Annotated in this window: 14 protein-coding genes; 11 read left to right on the top strand and 3 right to left on the bottom strand. The window is 61.1% G+C overall.

What is annotated here, in order from left to right; translation table 11 throughout:
• Positions 1–143: 143 nt before the first annotated feature.
• Positions 144–908, bottom strand: a complete 765-nt coding sequence (gene cysQ / locus AC1RMG_RS01940; RefSeq protein ID WP_370058934.1) for a 3'(2'),5'-bisphosphate nucleotidase CysQ — start codon at positions 906–908, stop codon at positions 144–146.
• An 824-nt stretch (positions 909–1,732) separates the two neighbouring features.
• On the opposite strand from cysQ, the gene cysD reads away from it, so the two are divergent.
• The 7 genes from cysD (at position 1,733) to AC1RMG_RS01905 (ending at position 9,025) form a co-directional block, all read left to right on the top strand.
• The gene (gene cysD / locus AC1RMG_RS01935) at positions 1,733–2,935 is read left to right on the top strand and encodes a sulfate adenylyltransferase subunit CysD (protein ID WP_309475495.1); all 1,203 of its coding nucleotides are present in this window, start codon (positions 1,733–1,735) and stop codon (positions 2,933–2,935) included.
• On the top strand, positions 2,935–4,845 hold the full coding sequence (cysN, locus tag AC1RMG_RS01930) for a sulfate adenylyltransferase subunit CysN (protein ID WP_493168146.1): 1,911 nt from the start codon (positions 2,935–2,937) through the stop codon (positions 4,843–4,845). The genes cysD and cysN overlap by 1 nt, the downstream gene beginning before the upstream one ends.
• 162 nt (positions 4,846–5,007) lie before the next feature.
• Complete coding sequence (locus AC1RMG_RS01925; protein ID WP_368994373.1) at positions 5,008–6,120, top strand: DUF1214 domain-containing protein; 1,113 nt, start codon at positions 5,008–5,010, stop codon at positions 6,118–6,120.
• Entirely contained in the window at positions 6,117–7,304 is a 1,188-nt protein-coding gene (locus AC1RMG_RS01920) for a sulfotransferase family protein (protein WP_493168144.1), read from the top strand. Before AC1RMG_RS01925 ends, AC1RMG_RS01920 begins: the two co-directional genes overlap by 4 nt.
• A gap of 16 nt (positions 7,305–7,320) precedes the next feature.
• A complete protein-coding gene (locus AC1RMG_RS01915; RefSeq protein WP_072452408.1) occupies positions 7,321–7,788 on the top strand; it encodes an SRPBCC domain-containing protein in 468 nt (155 codons plus the stop codon).
• A gap of 40 nt (positions 7,789–7,828) precedes the next feature.
• Complete coding sequence (locus tag AC1RMG_RS01910; protein ID WP_072452409.1) at positions 7,829–8,620, top strand: SDR family oxidoreductase; 792 nt, start codon at positions 7,829–7,831, stop codon at positions 8,618–8,620.
• 120 nt (positions 8,621–8,740) lie between these two features.
• Positions 8,741–9,025 (top strand): hypothetical protein, encoded by a 285-nt coding sequence (locus AC1RMG_RS01905; RefSeq protein WP_493168141.1) that lies wholly within the window; start codon positions 8,741–8,743, stop codon positions 9,023–9,025.
• Between the two features lie 61 nt (positions 9,026–9,086).
• Here the strand turns inward: AC1RMG_RS01905 and AC1RMG_RS01900 are convergent, their stop codons facing one another.
• The gene (locus tag AC1RMG_RS01900) at positions 9,087–9,773 is read right to left on the bottom strand and encodes an HD domain-containing protein (protein ID WP_125063147.1); all 687 of its coding nucleotides are present in this window, start codon (positions 9,771–9,773) and stop codon (positions 9,087–9,089) included.
• Positions 9,770–10,378, bottom strand: a complete 609-nt coding sequence (locus tag AC1RMG_RS01895) for a TetR family transcriptional regulator (protein ID WP_125063146.1) — start codon at positions 10,376–10,378, stop codon at positions 9,770–9,772. Before AC1RMG_RS01895 ends, AC1RMG_RS01900 begins: the two co-directional genes overlap by 4 nt.
• Before the next feature lie 105 nt (positions 10,379–10,483).
• Between AC1RMG_RS01895 and AC1RMG_RS01890 the strand changes: the two genes are divergently transcribed.
• The 4 genes from AC1RMG_RS01890 to AC1RMG_RS01875 all read left to right on the top strand — a co-directional run bounded on the left by AC1RMG_RS01890 (position 10,484) and on the right by AC1RMG_RS01875 (position 14,465).
• Entirely contained in the window at positions 10,484–11,998 is a 1,515-nt protein-coding gene (locus AC1RMG_RS01890; RefSeq protein WP_493168138.1) for a 2OG-Fe(II) oxygenase, read from the top strand.
• A gap of 294 nt (positions 11,999–12,292) precedes the next feature.
• Positions 12,293–13,009, top strand: a complete 717-nt coding sequence (locus AC1RMG_RS01885) for a lecithin retinol acyltransferase family protein (protein ID WP_077935004.1) — start codon at positions 12,293–12,295, stop codon at positions 13,007–13,009.
• Positions 13,010–13,354: 345 nt separating this feature from the next.
• Positions 13,355–13,609: a bacteriocin immunity protein gene (locus AC1RMG_RS01880; protein WP_053157707.1), complete on the top strand. Its 255-nt coding sequence runs from the start codon at positions 13,355–13,357 to the stop codon at positions 13,607–13,609.
• A gap of 319 nt (positions 13,610–13,928) precedes the next feature.
• Entirely contained in the window at positions 13,929–14,465 is a 537-nt protein-coding gene (locus tag AC1RMG_RS01875; RefSeq protein ID WP_258718393.1) for a hypothetical protein, read from the top strand.
• The last annotated feature ends 153 nt before the right edge of the window (positions 14,466–14,618 follow it).

The raw sequence follows: 14,618 nt of genomic DNA, 5'->3' as shown, positions 1-14,618 counted from the left end.
GTCGGTGGGGTTCAAACTGGCGCAGATGAACGAGTTGCTGGCCGCCAGGCACCATCAGGCCTCGATGCCCTGGCCCAGGCCAATCAGGGCATCGAGGCCAAGCGCCTGGAGTGGCAAGTCGGACCGATACCGGGCTCTTGGCGCTACAGCCCGCGAGCGTAGAAATGCGGGTTGTCCAGACCCGCCTTGCCATAACGCAGCACATCGCCGGCCAAGGTGCAGATCTCGCCACCGGCGGCCAGCAGCACCGCATGACCCGCGGCGATATCCCACTCCATGGTGCGTCCCAGGCGTGGATAAAGGTCTGCCTCGCCGGCGGCCACCAGGCAAATCTTCAGGGATGAGCCGGCATTTTTCAGTGAGCGTACTTTGCGTCGCTCGAGGAATTTTTCCAGCGCCTCGGCATCGCCATGGGAGCGGCTGGCGACGATGTCCAGGCCCTCTTCCGAGACAGCCCGGCATTCGATAGGTTGACGCTGCCCGGCCCGTTCGATAAAGGCGCCGCACCCCCTCCCCCCGGCGAACAATCGCTCCAACGCAGGCGCCAAAACCACGCCCAGCACCGGCTCGCCATTGTCGATCAGCGCGATATTGACGGTGAACTCGCCGTTGCGATGAATGAATTCCCGGGTCCCGTCGAGTGGGTCCACCAGCCAGAAACGTTGACCGATTTCAGGCACCTGGCCGGCCGTGGCGGCCTCTTCGGAGATCACCGGAATGTGCGGTGTAAGCGCTGCCAGCGCCCGCAGAATCAAGGCTTCGGCGCGCTCATCGGCCTCGGTCACCGGGGAGGCATCGAGCTTGCCGCGCACCTCGAAATCCGAGCGATACACCTGCATCACCAGCTCGCCCGCTTCGCGAGCAATGTCGATGACATCTTCGAGCAGGACGGTCATTGACGCGTTCATGGGAGTGCTCCTGTTTTTACTCTACGTATGGTCCGTTCGGCCTATGCGCCGCTTTTCGAATCAGGGAACAGTACAGACGTCCGCTTCATCGCCACTCAGCAAATGGATGTTTGACAGGAGTTCCCGTGTCCCGCGGCAATCAGTTGTCCGTTCTCCAGATCAACCGCCTGCGCCTGCGTGCCGTGCAACTGCGCATTGCCGGCAGTACGCTCAAGGTCATCCGTCAGGACACCGGCCTGTCTTCACCGACCATCATCGCCGCTTACAAGGCGTGGCAGGCCGGCGGCTGGGATGCCGTGCCCGTGCGTAAGCGCGGGCGCAAGGAGGGCGAAGGCCGGAGCCTTTCGGCGGAGCAGGAGAAAAACATCTACCGGCTGTTGGTCAGCACGCCGCCGGAACGCCACGACTTGCCGTGCCTGCTGTGGCAACTGGAGGCCACGCAGGCGCTGGTAAGGCGCTTGCACGGGATCGATCTGCCAGACCGAACCACCGCCCATTACCTGCAACGCTGGCAGTTGAATGCCGAGCGTCCGGCCAAGCGTGTCGCCAATGCCTCGGCAGCGGTGCAGCGCTGGTACCGCGACACTTACCGCCACATCCTCGATCAGGCCCGCGCGCAGAACGGCGAGATCTACTGGATCGACGACTACGGTGCACGCAACGACCCGGGCAAACTCCGTCATGGCCTGCTGCGAGCGGTGAGCAATCGCGGCAAGGTGCTCTGGCTGCCCTATGAGGGCAAGCTACGCGCCCCCCATCTGGAAGAGTTCTTCGACCGCCTCTACCGCAGCGCCAAGCGCAAGGTCTTCGCCCTGCTCTCGGGCATGCACTGGCAGCGTGCCGCAACCTTCATCAGCTGGGCCGGCGAACGCAACGAATGCTTTCATCTGTTCCATCTGCCTGAAGCCAACGACATGCTCAAGGGCGCCCGCGAGCTGGCAGCCCACGTCAACCGGCAGGCCGCACGCGGTGCTCTGGCCCTCCCGACCGCCGCCCCACTCGCCCGCCCCAGCGACCCCATGCTGCAGATGTTGCGCCTGATGTTAAAACATCAAGTCGCGCATAAGTCCGAACCGCGCCAGTTGTACGTTGATAAACGACAACAACAAAAAGCGAAGGACACCTCCATGACGCTTACCCACTTACAGAGGCTGGAAGCCGAAAGCATCCAGGCGATGCGTGAAGTCGTCGCCGAATCCGACAACCCGGTGATGCTTTACTCCGTCGGCAAGGACAGCGCGGTCATGCTGCACCTGGCGATGAAAGCCTTCTACCCGGCCAGGCCGCCCTTCCCTTTGTTGCATGTGGACACCACCTGGAAGTTCCAGGAGATGTATCGCTTCCGCGATCAGATGGTGGCCAAACTCAAGGTCGAGCTGATGACCCACATTAACCCCGAGGGCATTGAAATGGGGATCAGCCCGTTCAAGCACGGGTCACAGATCCACACCGACATCATGAAGACCGAAGGTCTGAAACAGGCACTGGACCATTACGGCTTCGACGCGGCCTTTGGCGGCGCCCGCCGTGACGAGGAGAAATCCCGGGCCAAGGAGCGGATCTTTTCCTTCCGCTCCGACCAGCATCGCTGGGACCCGAAGAACCAGCGCCCGGAACTCTGGCACCTGTACAACACGCGCAAGCACAAAGGCGAGTCGATCCGCGTGTTCCCACTGTCCAACTGGACCGAGCTGGACATCTGGCAGTACATCCACCTGGAAAACATTCCGATCGTGCCCCTGTACTTCGCCGCGCCGCGCCCGGTGGTCGAGCGCGACGGCATGCTGATCATGGTCGACGACGAGCGCATGCCGCTCAACCCCGGCGAAGTGCCGATGATCCGCAACGTGCGCTTCCGTACCCTGGGCTGCTACCCCCTCACCGGCGCCGTCGAGTCCGATGCCGACACCCTGCCCAAGATCATTCAGGAAATGCTGCTGACCCGCACATCCGAGCGTCAGGGGCGAATGATCGACCACGACGCGTCTGCATCGATGGAGAAGAAAAAACAAGAGGGGTATTTCTGATGGCACATGTATCCGAGCTGATCGCCGAGGATATCGAGCAGTACCTCAAGGCCCACGAGCACAAGAGCCTGCTGCGTTTCATCACCTGCGGCAGTGTCGACGATGGCAAGAGCACGCTGATCGGGCGCCTGCTCTTTGATTCGAAGATGCTGTTCGAAGACCAGATGGAAGCCCTGGAAGCCGACTCGAAAAAAGACGGCACCCAGGGTGGCGAACTGGACTTCGCCCTGTTGGTGGATGGCCTGGCCGCCGAACGCGAACAAGGCATCACCATCGACGTGGCCTATCGTTTCTTCTCCACCGGGCTACGCAAATTCATTGTCGCCGACACCCCTGGCCATGAGCAGTACACCCGCAACATGGTGACCGGCGCCTCCACCGCCGATGTCGCCGTGGTGATGATCGATGCCCGGCGCGGCGTGCTGACCCAGTCCCGGCGCCACAGCTTTCTGGCCTCGCTGATCGGCATTCGCAAAGTGGTGCTGGCCGTCAACAAGATGGACTTGATGGACTACTCGGAGAAAGTCTTCAACAGCATCGTCGATGACTATCGCGCCTTCGCCAGGCAGATCGATCTGCAGGACTTCACCGCGATTCCGATGTCGGCGCTGCGCGGTGACAACATCACCGAAAAGAGTGAGCACATGCCGTGGTACCGCGGCACCACGTTGATGGGCTTCCTGGAAACCGTCGAGATCGACGAGGCGCGCCAACAGAAGCTGGCCTTCCGCATGCCGGTGCAGTGGGTCAACCGGCCCAATTTGGATTTCCGGGGTTTCACCGGGACCATCGCCAGCGGCGTGATTCGTCCCGGCGACCGCGTGCGTGTGTTGCCGGGCGGACAACAGAGCCATATCTCGCGCATCGTCACCCTCGACGGTGACTTGCAACAAGCCGTGGCCGGACAGTCGATCACCCTGACCCTGAGCGACGAAGTCGATTGCAGCCGCGGCGATGTGCTGTCGACCGCCGAAGACCCGACCAGCGTCGCCGACCAGTTCCAGGTCAGCCTGATCTGGATGCACGAGCAGCCCATGCTCGCCGGTCGGCCCTACCTGATGAAGATCGGTGGCAAGACGTTGCCGGTGACCTTGTCGGCGCCCAAGTACAAGGTCAACGTCAACACCATGGAGCACTTGGCTGCCAAGGAACTGGCGCTGAACGAAATCGGCGTGTGCAACCTGTTCACCAGCCAGCCGATCGCTTTCGATGCCTACAAGGACAACCGCGAGACCGGCAGTTTCATCCTCATCAACCGCCTGACCAATGCCACCGTAGGCGCGGGCCTGATCGAGTTCTCTCTGCGCCGCTCGCAGAACATCCACATGCAGCACGTGGACGTGAACAAGAAATCCCGCGCCGAACAGTTGGGCCAGCAACCGGTGCTGCTGTGGTTCACCGGCTTGTCCGGCGCCGGCAAGTCGGCCATCGCCAACCTGTTGGAAACCCGTCTCTATGCTCGCGGTCGCAGCACTTATCTGCTCGACGGCGACAACGTGCGTCACGGGCTCAATCGCGACCTGGGCTTCACCGATGCCGATCGTGTGGAAAACATCCGCCGGGTGGCCGAGGTCTCGAAGCTGTTGGTCGACGCCGGGCTGATCGTGTTGACCGCGTTCATTTCGCCATTTCGTTCCGAGCGCGAAATGGCGCGCGGCCTGCTGCAGGAGGGCGAGTTCATCGAGATCTTCGTCGACACGCCGTTGTCGGTGGCCGAGGAGCGCGACCCGAAGGGCCTGTACAAGAAAGTCCGCCGTGGCGAACTGAAGAACTTCACCGGCATCGACTCACCCTACGAAGTGCCGGATAAGCCGGACATCCATATCGAGACCTGCACGCTGACGCCGGAGAAGGCCGTGGATCGCATCATCAGGGTACTGACCGAGCGCGGCATCATCGCTGAGCAATAGCCATGGCGCCCGGCTCGCCGGGCGTTTAACGATCGCCTCGGGTACTCCCACAGAGCCCGGGACGAGTAAAGCCGAGCCCCTGTCGGGGGCCGATGAATCCGTCGCGAGCGCCCTGCGAGGGCGCCCACGGTCCGGGTTCCACCTGCTCAAGAGAGTCTAACAATGACCATCAGCTCGATTGACGAACAACACCTGCTAACTGGCCAGACCTGGGCCACCTTCTGCGACCATCTCAAGCGTTGCGGCGAACAGATCCTGCGCCCTGAAGCGCCCGCCGATGCGGCTACCCGCGCCGAAGGTTTCCGCTACCTCACTCGCCTGCTGCGTATCGGCCTGGAAATGCACATCGAGTTTGCCGACCCGGCGTTCCCGAGTTTCTTCAAGACCTCCCACGAGACCGCGAAGATCGGCGCCGACAACCCCGATAATCTCTACGAATATTCGCGCCTGGACGGCACGCTGGAATACCGCATCAAGGGTCAGCGCGGCAGTGTCGCCTACCTGAGCTTCGGCACCCAGAAAGGCGGTTATGAAACCGATGGCACCCTGATCCAGACCGGTTTCATCGACGCCAGCCAGCTAGAGATCGATGCCCAGGGGCACTTCGAAATCATCCTCAGCCGTGAGCCACAACCAGGTAACTGGCTGAAAATGGAAGACGCCAGCAACGCGCTGATCGTGCGCCAGACTTTTCTCGACCGCCGCAGCGAAGTGCCGGCCAAACTGAGCATCGAGCGCATCGGCAGCGATGCCAAGCCGCAAGCCCTCGACCCGGCGACCTTCCAGCAAGGCCTGGCGCGGGTCTCCAGTTTCGTCGAGAACACCGCCCGGTTGTTCGCCGACTGGAGCCAAAGCTACCTGCCGCACAGCAATCAATTGCCACCGGCCAACCAGGCGCTGTGTCAGTCCGTGGGCGGTGACCCGAACATTTTCTACTACCACTCGCATTGGGCGCTGGCCGAGGACCAGGCATTGGTCATCCACATCGACAAGGTTCCGGAGTGCGACTTCTGGAACTTGCAGATCAACAACTACTGGATGGAGTCGCTGGACTACCGCTACCACCAGATTTGCCTCAACAAGCACCAGGCGCAACACGACGCTGACGGCGGCGTGACCCTGGTCCTGAGCGAGCAAGACCCGGGGGTGAACAACTGGCTGCAAACCGCCGGCATCCGCCAGGGCACCCTGTGCCTGCGCTGGGTCGGCGCCCAAGAGCAATGCCATCCAACCACCCAGGTAGTCAACCTGGCGGACGTCACGGAGGCCCTATGAACGCGCATTCGCCGATTGAAGAGTTGAGCGTCGACAACCTGCTGAGCACCGCCAGCGCCCGCACCCATGGCCTGCGCAATTTTGGCGAGGACAACTATCGCGAGTCGTTGCAGGTGCTGCTCGATGCCCTGGCCAGCGAAGCCGAGCTGTCACAGGCCGGCCAGTATCTGCTCCAGGAAAGACTGGTGGGGCAACTGGTCAACCGTTTGCTGATCGAGGATTACCTGAGCCGCTATCCGCAAATCACCCAGATACCGATCGACGATCCGCTGGTCATCGTCGGCCTGCCGCGCACCGGCACCACCCTGCTGCAACGCACCCTGGCGGTTGATCGGCGCTTCTATTCGGCGGCCTGGTGGGAGACCCGTTTTCCGGCTCCCCTGGCGGACGAAACCCTGGCGGAGCCGGCCATCCGCATCGCCCGGGCCAAGGCCGAGGTCGAGCTGATGGCTCGGGTTATTCCCCAGATTCTCGCCATCCACCCGCTGGACGCGATGCTCTGCGACGAAGAGTTCATGCTCATGGAACACTCGTTCATGTGCGCCATGGACGCCTACGTCAACGTGCCCAGCTATACCCGTTGGCTGGATCGCCAGGATCAGCGACCGGTCTACACCCAGTTGAAAAAAATGCTGCAGTTTCTGCAGTGGCAAAAAGAACAGCGCGGCGAACCCGCCGGTCAACGCTGGCTGCTCAAGGCCCCGCAACACTTGCACACTCTGGACCTGCTGCTGGATGTCTTCCCGGACGCGCAGGTGATCCTGACCCACCGCGAACCGGCGCAGACAATTCCCTCGATGGCCAGCATGGCGTACACCTTGTGGCAGATGTACAGCGACAACCCGGACCCGAAGAACGCTGGCGACCAGTGGAACAGCCGCATGGCGCGGGGCATCCGTCACACCATGCAGGTTCGCGAGCAACACGCGGCCGAGCGCTTCCTCGATATCAACTTCGCCGACACCGTGAACCAGCCGATGCAGGTTCTGGAGCGGATCTACGCCTTCGCCAACCTGCCGTTCACCGACAAGGCGCGCACCGACGCACAGGCCTGGCTATCGCAGAACCGACGGGAAAAGCGCGCCAGCCACGACTACAGCCTGGAACGTTTCGGTCTGAATGAAGCACAGATGACCGAGGACTATCAGGCATATCGCGCCCGTCATTTGAACGCCAACCACTGACCTCGCCGGAGGAACCATGGCCAAAGCCGCAAACATCGTGACATCCCACAAGGTGGAAATTAACGCCCCTGCCCGTGTGGTCTGGGAGGTGCTGATCGACCTGGACAAGTACCACGAGTGGAACAGCTTTTGTCCGAGCATTATCTGCAGCCTGCAGCTGGGCGCTCCAGTGCATATGCAGGTCCGTATCCCCGGTACCGACGGCACCGTCCCGGTCAACGAATACCTGGTGGCCTGCGAGCCGGAACGACTGCTGTCCTGGGAGCAGCGCCCGGTCCCGGAAAACATGGACGCCGCTCGCCGCGATCAATACATCGAAGCACTCGACGCCAATCGCTGCAGCTACTTCACCACTGACATTTTCCTTGGCCTGAACCAGGACACGATCATGCGTGAACACGGAGCCTGGGTAAAAGTCGGCTTCGACCAGATGGCCCTGGATCTGAAGCGACGTGCCGAAGAACTGCACGCCAGCCGCACCTGAAAGCCCCATTCATGAGCAAAACAACAAGAAGGTAGTTGCCATGTTGCTGAAAGACAAAGTCGTCATCATTTCAGGCATTGGCCCTGGCCTGGGCATCAAACTGGCCGTGCGTGCCGCGCAATATCAGGCGCAGGCCGTGGTGTTGGCCACCCGCACCCCTGGCAAACTGGACCAGGCTGAAAAGGCCGTCCGCGACGCCGGCTACAGTACTCCGGTGCTGAAAGTCCCCACCGACATCGCCCTGGCCGAACAGTGCCAGGCACTCGCCGAGCTGACGGTCGAGCACTTCGGCCAGATCGACGTATTGATCAACTCGGCCTACGCCCATGGCGCATGGGGCAGCTCCTCCGAGTCGTCAATGGACGACTGGCGCAAGACCATGGACGTCAACCTGTTCGGCACCATGCACATGACCCAGGCCGTGCTGCCACAGATGAAACAACAGAAGTCGGGCAGCATCGTCATGATCAACACCATGGCCACCCGCACTCCCAACCAGCTGGAATCCGGCTATGCCGTCTCCAAGGGTGCATTGAAAACCGCCGTGCAGTACCTGGCCCAGGACCTCGGCCCGTTTGGCATCCGCGTCAACTCCACCTTCATGGGCTGGATGTGGGGCGCACCGGTGATCGGCTACTTCGAGGGCGAAGCCAAGCGCCTCGGCGTCCCGATAGCGTCGCTGATCGACCAGGTCGCGCAGCAGATTGCATTGCGCAAAATCCCCGAGGACCACGACTGCGCCATGGCCGCGCTGTATCTGGCCAGCGACTACGCCAAGGCCATTACCGGCGCACAGCTGGATGTCAACGGAGGCCACTTCCTGCCCCACTGAGGGCCTCTGGCCGAACGCCTGGGCTTTTTCCGTAAGGGCCGGATCGGCCACAGCGCGACCATGCACGGCCCATCCACAGGGCCGTCGGCATGGCTGGCGTCCGGAGTGGCACATTTGACGATGGCAGCGCCCTACCCGCTCGTCCCCTATGGTTGGCACACAGGAAAAATCATCAAGAAACCCGAAAAAACGCTGCACCAACGCCTGAAGGTTCACGACTCCCGCGCCGGTCGGGATGAGCTCAGGTACATCTGGAATGTCCAGGATCGGATTGATAAAGGAGGAATGCTTCCCGAAGGTGGCACAACCGATCATGGCGCACTTTTCCCGGACGCAGCCTGTGTGACCTGTAACCAGTTTTTTTGGCCCGATATGCCGCGTCATCTGTTTGCGGTGACGGCTTGAACTGCAGAATGGCCAGACACCTGCAAAGGCGAAATTCCCGCCTCCCACTGGGGTCCGTACCTCAGCCGAGGCGGTCGATGGCGCTTGCAAGATTGACGCGGGCTTGCTGTTCGAATGCATCGAAATAGGGTGCGGTCGTATAGATACGCCCGCGTGCCAGGAAGCCCTCCAGGACCTGGCGCCGCTTTCGGCGGTACACAAACAGCGGCACATGTCGGTACTCGCGACGGACTTGGCGGTCGTACTCCTCAAACCGCGCGGCCGATGCCCCAAGGATCGCCAGATCCGTGTCCACCAACACGGCCTCGTCTGCCGACGCTGGAGCGCCGTCGTGTCGCGTCACCATGATCAGGCCGTAAAGCCTGCGTCGGATTTCATCCCCCAGGCCGCTATCGCGTGCCACGTCGTCCAGCCATTGCGCACTGCGCAGCTCGTTGTCGCTGCGAAGGGGGTCGTATATGGCGTCATGAAACCAGAGTGCGAGGTCGACTTCAGCGGGGGCATGGCAGGCAGCGTTGATGAGCCGGCGCACCTGGAGGCATTCCTGCAAATGCTGGCCGTTGTGATACGCACGATGGGGCTCGCGGTAGCGTCGAAGGAGCTCTTCATAGGTTGCTCGCGGCGGGCAGCCGGCGCCAAGCTCCGCCCAGAGGCGAGCCCAGGCGGCGAAATCCACACCATCAGGCACCTCGGGGGCGCCGTGCGCACCGGCCGGAAAGAGGTTGCGCCCTTCTGGCGTTCCCCTCATCGCTCCTCCTCCCCATCAATGTACCGCTCGACCCAGGCGATCAACGTCGGTGCGGCAAAAGCCGTCGGCAGCAGTGGTCGCGCCGTGGTGGACAGCGTGAACGCCCCCTGGATAAAGCAGGTAATGCCCGCCACCAGCGCGTCGAGCCCTCGGGCGCGGCGTCCGCGTTCGGCGAACCGCTGCCGGAGCAGGCCCTTGAGAAGCTTCATCTGCGCCGCTAGCACAGCCTGATAGACCTCACGCACGTCTGGGTCGTGGGCCGACTGCTCGCCGATCATCACCCATGCCGCCACCGCATCGGGCTGCGCGTCCGAACCGTAGGCCAGGTGTGCTGCAATGTAGGCCTGAAGCCTTTGCTCGGCCGTCTCGGCCTCAGCGGCCCGGGACTCGTAGCGCTGATGGGCGTAGCCGGCCAGTGAGTCGACCAGTGCCACCAAGATCTCGCGCTTGTCCTTGAAGTGGTAGTGCACGAGGCCAGGCGCTAGCTCCGCATGCCGGGCGATGGCCGCTACGGTTGCGCCAGCGTAGCCGGCCTTGGCCATGACGGCCTGGAGTGCCGCCACGATCTGGCCGCGTCTTTCATCAGTGTTCGAGCGCCGTGCCATGTCACCTTTCCAATGTTGGTTGCGCGACCAGCTTAGCATTGACATAGACCCCGCCACACCCTAGCTTTTCAAATATTGGTTATCAGACCAACTTTGGAGATCACGATGAATTCCTTCGCTGAAAAACTGATGGCGGGGGCCACTGCTGCCTCGGCCTCGGTCGAGCTACCGCTGGGTGACCGGGTGCGGTGTGTCCTGGTCCACGAGTTTCTTTCGGCCAGCGAATGCGAAGCGTTGATAGAAGCCACGGAGCAGTGCGGGTTCGCCAGCGCAGGGTCGGACTACCCGTCCTCCTACCGCGATAATGACCGGATCGTGGCAGACGACCCTGCTCTGGCCGGGCGGCTATTCGAACGTTTGAAGCACTGCGCCTTGCGGATGCCGAGGCTCGGGACGGTGATCGATGAGGACGGCTGGCATCTGGTCGGCATCAATGAGCGGCTGCGCTTCTGCCGCTACCGGCCCGGTACCCAGTTCCGTGCCCATCAGGATGGTGTCCACCATCGCCAGCACCAACAGTCACGCCTGACCTTCATGATTTATCTCAACGACGATGCATTCAGCGGCGGAGAGACCGTGTTCTTCGAGGGACGGTCCGCCGCCATGTCGAACCGGAATGCGACGCTCAGGCTGCGCCCGCGCAAGGGCAGCCTGATCGTATTCGATCACACGCTCTGGCACGCCGGCGCCTTAGTGAACACTGGCCAAAAATACGTCATGCGCAGTGACCTGATGTACGAGCCACAGCAATCCTTGCACGTCGACGGCCCCTTCCAGCCGGGCCACCACGGGTACGTATGGGCGCTTGCCGACCTTGGCGACAGGGGCTTGGCAAGCGCCGGGCGTGACGCAACCATCCGGCTATGGGATCGCGAGGGCCGGTGCCTGGGCCAGCTTGACGGACATACACAATCCATTCTGGGTCTGGTGGACGTGGCGCCTGGCGAGCTTGTTTCTCACTCGCGGGATCGAACAGTCCGGCATTGGTCCTTGGCGACCGGCAAGTCAAGGTTGGTCGGCACATCGGACTCGGCCGTCCTGTCCTCGGCAAGGTTAGGCGCTGACCGCCTCGTGACCGGGGCTGCTGACGGTTGCCTGACAGTCTGGAACCTGGCGACAGGTGCCACGGACAAGCGTCAGGCCCACGCCTGCTGGGTCTGGGCGATCGCGCCTACGGCCAACGGCGGTTTCGCCACCGCATCGGAGGACGGAACCGTCAGGCTGTGGCAACCCGAGGAGCGGGCCTGCGTACAAGTGCTCGATCTGGGCCGCCCCCTGAGAACGCTGGCGAGCTGGATCGACGCCGATGGCAGCGTCACCTTGGCCGCTGGTGATCTCGACGGCGCGGTGCACCTGCTAGCGACCGAACCGATGCTCGCGCTCCTGGATTGCCTTGCCGCTCATGACGGGCCTGTGCGGCGCGTGCGCTTCGAGGCGCGACACATGCTGCTGACCTGCGGCGAGGACGGATTCGTCAAGCGCTGGAACCTGCCCTCACGGCAGGGGGCGATCATCGGCTCACACGACAACTTTGCAACCGATGTGCTCCCCACCCGCTCCGGTGGCTGGATCAGCTGTGGGTATGACGGCCGGATATTGGTGCATGGCGACAAGGGTTAGGACGCCCTACTCCTGCGCTACCCAATACCCGTGCTTTCGAGCGCACATACCGCAGCGATGCCCGAAGCGCCCAGCCCGCGAAAAGACGCAACATAAATAGCGGCATTTTGATGGCAACCACTGGGGCCCGATGTTTATGATGCAACCCATGCTCGGGGCGACAATCTTGGCGATACGCCCATGAACAGCTGGAAATGCCTGCATGAAGATTGCGACACGGATCAAGCCCCTCGATATCACCGGAACGCTTGCGAGTGCCGCCTTCAAAAGCACATCACTGGAGCCTGATTGGACATGTACCCCACTGGAACTCATCTGATTGTTGGTCGAGGTCTCTATACCCACCACGGGATTTTTGTCGGCAGAAATCGCGTGATCCACTATTCCGGTATGGGCTCGGGTCTTCATAAGGGATGTATCGAGTCGACCTCTCTTGAAGCCTTCCTGCAAAACAAGAAAGCGCGAATCAAGACCTACAAAAAGGTCTACTTCCGCGGGCCCGAAATCTGTCGTCGGGCGCGCTCCAGGCTGGGCGAGGATGAATACAATCTTCTGTTCAACAATTGCGAACACTTCGCCACCTGGTGCGCCACCGACCGGCACTCCAGCGAACAGATCAACGCCGCGACCGAACGCCTGAGTAGCAACCTCGTAACCCATCTGCTGATGCGCCAAGTGGCAAAGCAAACGGCCGAACAAACGACCAAGGTTCTACTCACTAAAGCGGGGACCTCGGCCGCAGGCAAAATACTGGCCGGCCAGGTAACCAAGACCGCAGCCAATCACGTAGCCCGATCATTGGCTGGACAGGCCCTGGCCAAGGGTGCAGTCAGCACCGTTGCCGGTTTCGCGGCTACGGGTGGAGTTTCCAGCATGACGGCTGTGGGATTAAGCACAGTCGGTATCGTCGGAGGCACAGCCCTTGCCCCGGCGGTGGCAACCGCAGCCGTCGCAGTAGGCGCGGCCTATGTGGTCAGTAGCATCTGGGATTTGGTTACGGACTGGTGGTAAGTCGTTGAGACCTCGGCAAAGGCCTGCCCCCTCCAGTAAAAAGGCGACGCATTGCGTCGCCTTTTTCGTATTTTCAGAACTCAGCCGGGGTGTACGCAGGATCAGCCATGCCCCATGGTTCTCTCACCCAAGGCGTGCAGCAGATTGCAGGCATCGCTAGGCAAGTTGCATCGACCGGTTGCATCCGCAGCCAGAAGCGGTCAATCAAAGAATCTACAAAGTGAGAGCCATTCAGACACCATCTCGAGCGCATTGTGGACGGTGGGGCGGTATAAGACGCAGAAAGCTTGAGGGTTAAAAACCCACAAAATCACATTAATCTTCACAAGAAAAAATAGGCACAACGTGGAAGATACTTCTGACTTTACCGAAACCGAATTCATTTCCTTCGTCAGAAACATACGGGTGGTCAACAAGGGCGGGACGGACGATGAGCTGGGTGAGTTGCTTGAAAAGTTCAGCAAGCTCTCAGGCCATCCAGATGGCTATGACCTGATTTTCCACCCTGAACCCGGTGCGGATAACTCCGCCGAGGGTGTTACTAAGACAGTGAAGGAATGGCGGAAAGCCCAGGGGCTGCCGGGGTTCAAGAACGACTGATTGCAGCGCTTACCCACATAAAGAGACACGCTCATAATTAAAAACAGCCAATAGCGGACGTTTAGGGTAGAGAAACAAATCTGTCCGTGTTTCTTGGGGCGACCACTCCAGTTCAGCTTTCATGTAGAAACGCGGGTTTCGATTTTTACTTGGGCTCTTCACAGCGCCTGGGCCGGAAGCAGACAACTGTCGAGATGGGATTCGGTAGCCGAGTTAAAGGGCCTCCTTGCCTTTCTGCGCCTTTGGCCAACAGGTCGCTGGTATGATCCGCGTCCGGAGCCGCCTGCTGGAGGCGGTGTGTTTGAGCACAGGAAGTCCCATGAAAAGAATGCTGTTCGGTGTGTGTCTGCTATCACTGGCCGGTTGTGCCAGCTCGCCCGATACCACCTTCACCCAGGCCACCCCAGGTTGCAAAGCGGCCACCTCTGAGTTCAATGGGAAACCGGTCACTACGCAGTTCTGCATCAAGACCATCGCCTTCAAACCCTCACAATACCGAGTCACTGTTAACGACCAGGTGCTGTTCACCGGTACTGACTACCAACGCGTCGCCTTTGCCAAAACCATCAAGGAAGGTCCGGCCAAGGGCACATGCAACGAGCTGATCGAGTTGCAGGGCTCCGGCTCGACAACAGTGCCATTGAACGAGTTGCCCACCGAATTGGTGGCAGGCTGCCGGATTACGGCAGACGCGGCCGGCAACTCCCAAGCCTTCAGCAAAGACGACGCCTGCGACAAGGCGTTCTACAAGTCGCTGGCGCCGTTGCTGGGCAAGGTGATGCCGGTTGAAGTGGCCCGCCAATGCAGCGTGACGGTAGGCGAGCAGACCGTGTTTGACCAACGTTTCAACTTTTAGAAAAAGGCACTGGAGCAGAGGGGCAGATTGACTTTCTCTGCTCTAGCCGATAGCAATCGGCACAAAACAGCGTTAACCGTCGAACAATCGCTAAGAAATCTGATCACCTATCACTACGATAGATACTCCGAACGTTACGCTAGATAGCCGGGT

The organism is Pseudomonas sp. GW822-FHT04H02, assembly GCF_058800645.1.
This window is presented reverse-complemented; position numbering and strand designations above follow the sequence as displayed.